This window comes from Streptomyces calvus, from assembly GCF_006782915.1.
GTDB lineage: Bacteria > Actinomycetota > Actinomycetes > Streptomycetales > Streptomycetaceae > Streptomyces > Streptomyces calvus.
This window is the reverse complement of the sequence record NZ_VCNP01000012.1, coordinates 59,502-66,264: the sequence shown is the minus strand read 5'-3', so window position 1 is coordinate 66,264 and position 6,763 is coordinate 59,502. Positions and strand designations below refer to the sequence as shown.

General features: G+C 74.6%; 7 protein-coding genes. 4 read left to right on the top strand and 3 right to left on the bottom strand.

What is annotated here, in order from left to right; translation table 11 throughout:
- Positions 1 to 206: 206 nt before the first annotated feature.
- Together FGW31_RS07130 and FGW31_RS07125 are read right to left on the bottom strand one after the other, a co-directional pair.
- The gene (locus FGW31_RS07130; protein WP_142192512.1) at positions 207 to 1,028 is read right to left on the bottom strand and encodes a PaaX family transcriptional regulator; all 822 of its coding nucleotides are present in this window, start codon (positions 1,026 to 1,028) and stop codon (positions 207 to 209) included.
- 34 nt (positions 1,029 to 1,062) lie between these two features.
- A complete protein-coding gene (locus tag FGW31_RS07125) occupies positions 1,063 to 2,673 on the bottom strand; it encodes an AMP-binding protein (protein ID WP_142192511.1) in 1,611 nt (536 codons plus the stop codon).
- A 117-nt stretch (positions 2,674 to 2,790) separates the two neighbouring features.
- Here FGW31_RS07125 and FGW31_RS07120 point away from each other — a divergent pair, with 117 nt between their 5' ends.
- The 3 genes from FGW31_RS07120 to FGW31_RS07105 all read left to right on the top strand — a co-directional run bounded on the left by FGW31_RS07120 (position 2,791) and on the right by FGW31_RS07105 (position 4,874).
- The gene (locus FGW31_RS07120; RefSeq protein WP_142192510.1) at positions 2,791 to 3,918 is read left to right on the top strand and encodes an acyl-CoA dehydrogenase family protein; all 1,128 of its coding nucleotides are present in this window, start codon (positions 2,791 to 2,793) and stop codon (positions 3,916 to 3,918) included.
- Entirely contained in the window at positions 3,915 to 4,313 is a 399-nt protein-coding gene (locus FGW31_RS07115) for a RidA family protein (protein WP_142192509.1), read from the top strand. The genes FGW31_RS07120 and FGW31_RS07115 overlap by 4 nt, the downstream gene beginning before the upstream one ends.
- A 114-nt stretch (positions 4,314 to 4,427) precedes the next feature.
- Entirely contained in the window at positions 4,428 to 4,874 is a 447-nt protein-coding gene (locus FGW31_RS07105; RefSeq protein ID WP_182674502.1) for a DUF6299 family protein, read from the top strand.
- Between the two features lie 19 nt (positions 4,875 to 4,893).
- Here the strand turns inward: FGW31_RS07105 and FGW31_RS07100 are convergent, their stop codons facing one another.
- On the bottom strand, positions 4,894 to 5,952 hold the full coding sequence (locus tag FGW31_RS07100; protein ID WP_142192506.1) for a PucR family transcriptional regulator: 1,059 nt from the start codon (positions 5,950 to 5,952) through the stop codon (positions 4,894 to 4,896).
- Between the two features lie 236 nt (positions 5,953 to 6,188).
- On the opposite strand from FGW31_RS07100, the gene FGW31_RS07095 reads away from it, so the two are divergent.
- Positions 6,189 to 6,707 carry a hypothetical protein gene (locus tag FGW31_RS07095; protein WP_142192505.1) on the top strand — a complete coding sequence of 173 codons (519 nt, stop codon included), beginning with the start codon at positions 6,189 to 6,191 and terminating at the stop codon, positions 6,705 to 6,707.
- The last annotated feature ends 56 nt before the right edge of the window (positions 6,708 to 6,763 follow it).

The following is a 6,763-nucleotide window of genomic DNA, read 5'->3' as shown; positions in this document are numbered from 1 at the left end:
GGCCGCTCGGCGGCCGGTGCCGGCGGGGTGCGAGGAGTCCGCCGCACCTGGAGTCCGGTGGTGGCGGCGAGGGCCCGGTTCAAGTTACGCATGAGACTCATGCGACAGGACGCTATGTGAGAAACCTTAGAAGAGGGTCGGAGGGGGCTGAGCGTTCCCTTATCCAGGAGAAATGTGATGCAGGACACATCGGAAGCCTCGGAGGTCTACGGGCTCTCCTGCTCCGCGTAGACGGCGCCGGCATCGCGAAGTCGCTCGTGCAACGCCCGGAAGACGGCCGTGGAGCGCGTACCGGGCCAGTCCGCAGGGAGCAGGGCGGCGGGCAGGCCGGGGTCGGTGTACGGGAGGTGGCGCCAGGAGTCCAGGGCGAGGAGGTAGTCGCGGTACGCCTCCTCGGGCGGGGTGTCCGTACGGCGCTCCCAGGCGTGCAGCACCGGCGCGTGCCGGTCCAGGAACGCCTCGTGCTCCTCGGCGATGCCGGACAGGTCCCACCAGCGGGCCACCGCCTCGGCGGTGGGCGCGAAGCCGAGGTGCTCGCCGCGGAAGAAGTCGACGTAGGCGTCCAGGCGCAGGCGCTCCAGCGTGTGCCGGGTCTCCTCGTACAGCCGCGCCGGGGCGATCCACACGCCGGGCGCCGCCGTGCCGAAGCCCAGGCCGGACAGCCGGGAGCGCAGCACGTGCCGCTTCTGCCGCTCGGACTCCGGGACGGAGAACACGGCGAGCACCCAGCCCTCGTCGCCGGGCGGCGTGGTGGCGTAGATGCGCCGGTCGCCGTCGTCCAGCAACTGCCGTGCCTCGGGCGACAGTTCGTAGCCCGCCGCGCCCCGGTCGGTGCGCGCCGGGACGAGCAGCCCGCGGCGCTTGAGCCGGGACACCGAGGAGCGGACGGACGGGGCGTCCACGCCGACCGCGGCCAGTAGCCGGATCAGCTCGGCGACGGGCACCGGGCCCGGCACGAAGCGGCCGTAGGCGCCGTAGAACGTGACGATGAGAGACCGTGGAGCATGCTGGTCGGACACGTTGATCATCTTAGGTCGTGCGGGCGGGTGCGGTCGTCCGGCATCAGCCCTGGTCATCTCCCGTCCGTGCCGGAGCGCGCAGCCGGAACCGCTGGAGCTTGCCGGTGGCGGTGCGCGGCAGCGCGTCCATGAAGACGATCTCCCTGGGGCACTTGTACGGCGCGAGTTCCGCCTTGACGAAGGCGCGCAGCGCCTCCGCGTCCCGTTCGGCGCCCTCCCTGAGCACCGTGTACGCCACCACCACCTGGCCGCGCGCCTCGTCGGGCCGCCCGACCACCGCCGCCTCCACGACGTCCGGGTGCCGCAGCAGGGCGTCCTCGACCTCCGGGCCCGCGATGTTGTACCCGGCCGAGATGATCATGTCGTCGGCGCGGGCGACGTACCGGAAGTAGCCGTCCGGGTCGCGGACGTAGGTGTCGCCGGTGATGTTCCAGCCGCCGCGCACGTACTCCCGCTGGAGCGGGTCGGCGAGGTAGCGGCAGCCGACCGGGCCGCGCACCGCGAGCAGCCCCGGCTCCCCGTCCGGCACGGGCGTGCCGTCGGCGTCCTGCACGCGCGCCTGCCACCCGGGCACCGGGACGCCGGTCGTGCCCGGCCGGATCCGCTCGTCGGCCGCGGAGACGAAGATGTGCAGCAGCTCCGTGGCGCCGATGCCGTTGATGACGCGCAGGCCGGTGCGGTCGTGCCAGGCGTGCCAGGTGGCGGCCGGCAGGTTCTCGCCCGCCGAGACGCAGCGGCGCAGCGAGGAGACGTCGTGCCCGTCCAGCGCGCCGAGCATCGCCCGGTAGGCGGTGGGCGCGGTGAACAGCACCGACACCCGGTGCGCGACGATCGCCGACAGCAGCTGCTCGGGATGCGCCTGTTCGAGCAGCAGCGCGCTCGCGCCGGCGCGCAGCGGGAACACCACCAGACCGCCGAGGCCGAAGGTGAAGCCGAGCGGCGGACTGCCCGCGAACACGTCGTCCGCGACCGGCCGCAGGACGTGCCGGGAGAAGGTGTCCGCGATCGCCAGCACGTCCCGGTGGAAGTGCATGCAGCCCTTGGGGCGTCCGGTGGTGCCGGAGGTGAAGGCGATCAGCGCCACGTCGTCGGCCGCGGTGGGCACCGCCTCGTACGGCGTGCTCGGTGCCGGGCGGTGCAGCAGGTCGTCGGGAAGGTCGCCGCCGTAGGTGGCGATCCGCAGGTCCGGGATGCCGGCCTTGACGAGGTCGTCGACCGCCCGGACGTCGCACAGTGCGTGCCGGACCTCCGCCATCGCGCAGATGGTGCCCAGTTCGTGCGGGCGCTGCTGGGCCAGCACGGTGACGGCGACCGCGCCCGCCTTCAGCACCGCCAGCCAGCACGCGGCCAGCCAGGGCGTGGTCGGGCCGCGCAGCAGCACCCGGTTGCCCGGGACCACGCCGAGGTCGCCGGTGAGGACGTGCGCCAGCCGGTCCACCCGGGCGCGCAGCTCGCCGTACGTCCAGGTGGTGCCGTCGGGCGTGTGGAAGACGGGGCGGTCGCCGGGCGGGCCGTGCAGCAGCTCGGCCGCGCAGTTCAGCCGGGCCGGGTAGCGCAGCTCCGGCAGGTCGAAGAGGAGCTCGGGCCACTCGTCGGGTGGCGGGAGGTGATCGCGGGCGAAGGTGTCGACGTGCGCGGTGGCCCGTGGATTCATGACGATTCGCCCCCTTGGCGTGGTGGGCTCGCATCAGGAGCGTATCGTGTTGGTGACGGCAGTCAACGGTCCGCGATAACCTCGGGAGTGGCCTCAGCGGCGAGGGAAGGACCGGCGATGACCGCATTCTCGCTCGAACCGGCACAACTCGCCTGGTGCGCCGAGCTGCGCACCCTGGCGGCACAGCGCCTGCGCCCGCTCGCCGAGAAGGGTGAACCCGGGCGGGTCAACCGGGCCCTGGTCGCGGAACTCGGCACCCTCGGACTGCTGCCCCGCCTGTTCACCTCCGGCGCCCTCGACCTGTGCCTGATGCGCGAGTCCCTCGCCCATGCCTGCACCGAGGCGGAGACCGCCCTCGCCCTCCAGGGCCTGGGCGCCCACCCCGTGCACGCCCACGGCACCCCGGCCCAGCGCGACCGCTGGCTGCCCCGGGTGAGCGAGGGCACCGCGGTCGCGGCGTTCGCGCTCAGCGAGCCCGGCGCCGGTTCGGACGCGGCCGCGCTGGCACTCACCGCCCGGCCCGACGGCCCCTCCGGCTGGCGGCTCACCGGGGAGAAGTGCTGGATCTCCAACGCGCCGGAGGCCGACTTCTACACCGTCTTCGCCCGCACCACCCCCGGCGCCGGCGCCCGCGGGATCAGCGCCTTCCTGGTCCCTGCCGACCGCCCCGGCCTCACCGGCTCCGCCCTCGACATGCTCTCCCCGCACCCCGTCGGCGCCCTCGCCCTCGACGCCGTACCGGTGACCGCCGACGACCTCCTCGGCGAGGTGGACGGCGGTTTCCGGGTCGCCATGGACACCCTCAACCTGTTCCGGCCCAGCGTCGGCGCCTTCGCCGTCGGCATGGCCCAGGCCGCCCTGGACGCCACCCTCGCCCACACCGCGCGCCGCGAGGCGTTCGGCGGCACGCTCAGCGACCTCCAGTCCGTCGCCCACCAGGTCGCCGAGATGGCCCTGCGCACGGAGTCCGCCCGGCTGATGGTGTACGCGGCGGCCACCGCGTACGACGCGGGCGCCGCCGACGTCCCCCGGCGCGCCGCGATGGCGAAGCTGCTGGCCACCGAGACCGCGCAGTACGTCGTCGACCGGGCCGTCCAACTGCACGGGGCGCACGCCCTGCTCCGCGGCCACCTGCTCGAACACCTCTACCGGGAAGTCCGCGCCCCCCGGATCTACGAGGGCGCCAGCGAGGTGCAACGGGGCATCATCGCCAAGGAGTTGTACAAGAACCTGGAGGACCGGTGACCGCCGAGCGCGTCAACCCGCCCGACCTGTCCCCGCCGGCCGGCTTCTCGCACGCCGTCGTGGCGGCCGGCTCCCGGCTGGTGTTCCTGGCCGGCCAGACCGCCCTCGACGCCGACGGCAAGGTGGTCGGCGACACCCTCCCCGAGCAGTTCGCACGCGCCCTCACCAACCTCCTCGCCGCCCTGCGGGCCGCCGGCGGCACCCCGGCCGACCTGGCCCGCGTCACCGTCTACGCCACCGACGTCGCCGCGTACCGCACCCACGCCCGCGAACTCGGCCGCATCTGGCGGGAACTGGCGGGCCGCGACTATCCGGCGATGGCGGTCGTCGAGGTGGTCCGGCTGTGGGACGAGCGGGCCATGGTGGAACTCGACGGCTTCGCCGTCCTGCCCTGACCCCGGCCGACGGCTCGCCGCACCGCTCCCGAAGGGGTGACGACGAGTGGCCCCCGGGCCGTGCTCCGGGTACTGGTGGAAAGCCACATTCCGCTCATCTCCGGAGGTTTCCCCATGCCTGTACGCCCTCTCCTCGGCCCCGCCGCCGGTGCCGCGGTGCTGCTGCTCGGCTCCGCCGCGGCCTCTCCCGCGTCGGCCGCCGCACCCGCCGCACCCGCCGCCCCCGCGGACTCCGTCACCGTGGACGCCGAGGGCCGCATCGCCGACGGCATCCTCACGCTCTCCGGCACCTACCGCTGCACCGCCGCCACCGGACCGGTGTACGTCAGCTCCTCGGTGCGCCAGGCCTCCTCCTCGATCCAGTACGCCATCGGCGGCACCCGAGCGGTCTGCGACGGCAAGGAGCACCGCTGGGCGAACACCGGCAGGACGCCCGGCGACCTGAAGGCCGGCCCGGCCCACGCCGAGATCACCCTCCTGGAGCTGCGCCCCAGCGGCATCCTGCCGCTGCCCGTGGCACGCGCCGTCCAGCGCCAGGACATCACCCTGGTCGAGGGCTGACCGGCACCGGCCCGGCGGCTCACCGTCCGCCGGACGGCCAGTCCAGCAGGCGCGCTCCGATCACCGCCGTCTGCAGCATGTAGCGGTGGGACGGGTCCGACGGATGGGCGCCGGTGAGCCGGTGGATGCGCTCCAGGCGGTACGTCAGCGCGCGCACGCTCAGTGAGAGGCGCCGGGCCGCCTCCGCCGCGACACAGCCCGCGTCGAAGTAGGCGGTGAGCGTGTCGAGCAGCGGCCGGGCGCCGCCGCGGGCCGTGGTCAGCGGGCCCAGGGTGTGCTGCACCAGGTCGGCCATGGCCTGGCGGTCACGGGCCAGCACCGGGTAGACGAGCAGGTCGGCGGCGCGCAGCACCGGGTCGTCGAGCCCGAGCCGCTCGGCGAACTCCAGCGTGCTCAGGGCCTCCTCGTAGGACTGGACGACACCGCCGGGCCCGGGCTGCGCGCGGCCGATGGCGACCTGGCCGCCGTCGGTGGCGGCGTGCGCCTGCTTGGCGAAGTGGCTGAGCACCTCGCCCTGGTGCCCGGGCGCGATGCACAGCAGCCGCCCGTCCTTGGTGGTGAGCAGGATGCTGCGGTCGCCGAACCGGCCGATGAGGGCGCGCTCCACCTGCCGCGGCACCGGGTCGCCCTCGTCGTAGGCGGCCGGGCCCCGGGCGACCGCGACCGCGTGCTCCTGGGAGAGCCGCAGGCCGAAGCGCTCGGCGCGCTCGGCGAGCCGGCCGAGGTCGCTGCGTCCGAAGAGCAGGTCGTCGATGAACTCCCGGCGTGCCGCCTCCTCCTGACGGACCGCCAGCCGCTGCGCCCGTTCGTAGCCCTCGGCGAACGCGTCCACGACCTGCTCCACGGCCGCGAGCGCGGCCTCGGCCGAGTCCGCGGTGCGCGGCCACGCCGCGCGGGCGGCGGACAGATGCGCGCCGACGAGCGAGCGCAGGCCGAAGCCCGCCTCCGCGGCCCGTTCGCCCAGGGCCCGGCGGGAGGCGATCTCGTCGCGGGTGAGGCGTCTGCCGGTGGCCGCCACCTCGGTCAGGATCTCGGCACAGCCGTCCAGAAACGTCTCGGGAATCTCACGCTCCGTCACCCGGTCCCCCCAAGTCTTAACGCGTTCCTAACGCCCAATTGTTGCGTCACCGGCACGTAGACCCTAGGAAACATTGCCGGGATCCGGCAATGCGCGGGCCGTTGCGCGCGGGGCATCATGGGTCGCGGGGAGCACCGCGGATGGTTCCGGTGCCGGGCACCGGCAGGTGCCCGGGCCGGAGCCGGAGGGGAGCAGTGCTACCCGCCGATGTGACGGGGTGACGGGAGGGGGCGCGGATGCGGATGGTCGTCGAGTCCGCCACGGGTCTGCCGACCCTCCTGTTCACCGCCGCCCTCGTCGTCGTGGTCTGCTTCTGGCTGCTGGTGGCCGTCGGCGCCACCACGGCCCGCAGCTTCGACTCGGACGCCGACCTCGGCGCCCTCGGCCTCGGCGGCGTTCCGGTCGCCGTCGCCTTCTCGCTGCTGACGGTCCTCGCCTGGCTGTTGGCCACCGGCACCGGCGTCCTGCTCGGCCTCGCCCTGCCCGGCGGGCCCGCCGCCGGACTGCTGCGCCCGGTCGTCGCGTGCGGCGCGCTGCTCGCCGCCTGGCGGCTCACCCGTCGCTGCGTACGGCCGCTGCACCGCCTCTTCGCGGACGAACCCGACGAACCCGGCCGGCCCGGTCAACCCGGTGACCCCGAACCGTCACGGCCCCCGCACCGGCCCGGCGCGCAACGCGGCGGTGTGCCGCGCACGGTGCGCCGGACGGCGGACGGCATGCGTCCGCGGCTGCCGCAGAACCACAGCGCCGGCTGAGCCGTCTCCCACCCCGCCGGACGTCCACCCGCCTCGCCCACGAGGCCGCCCCACCC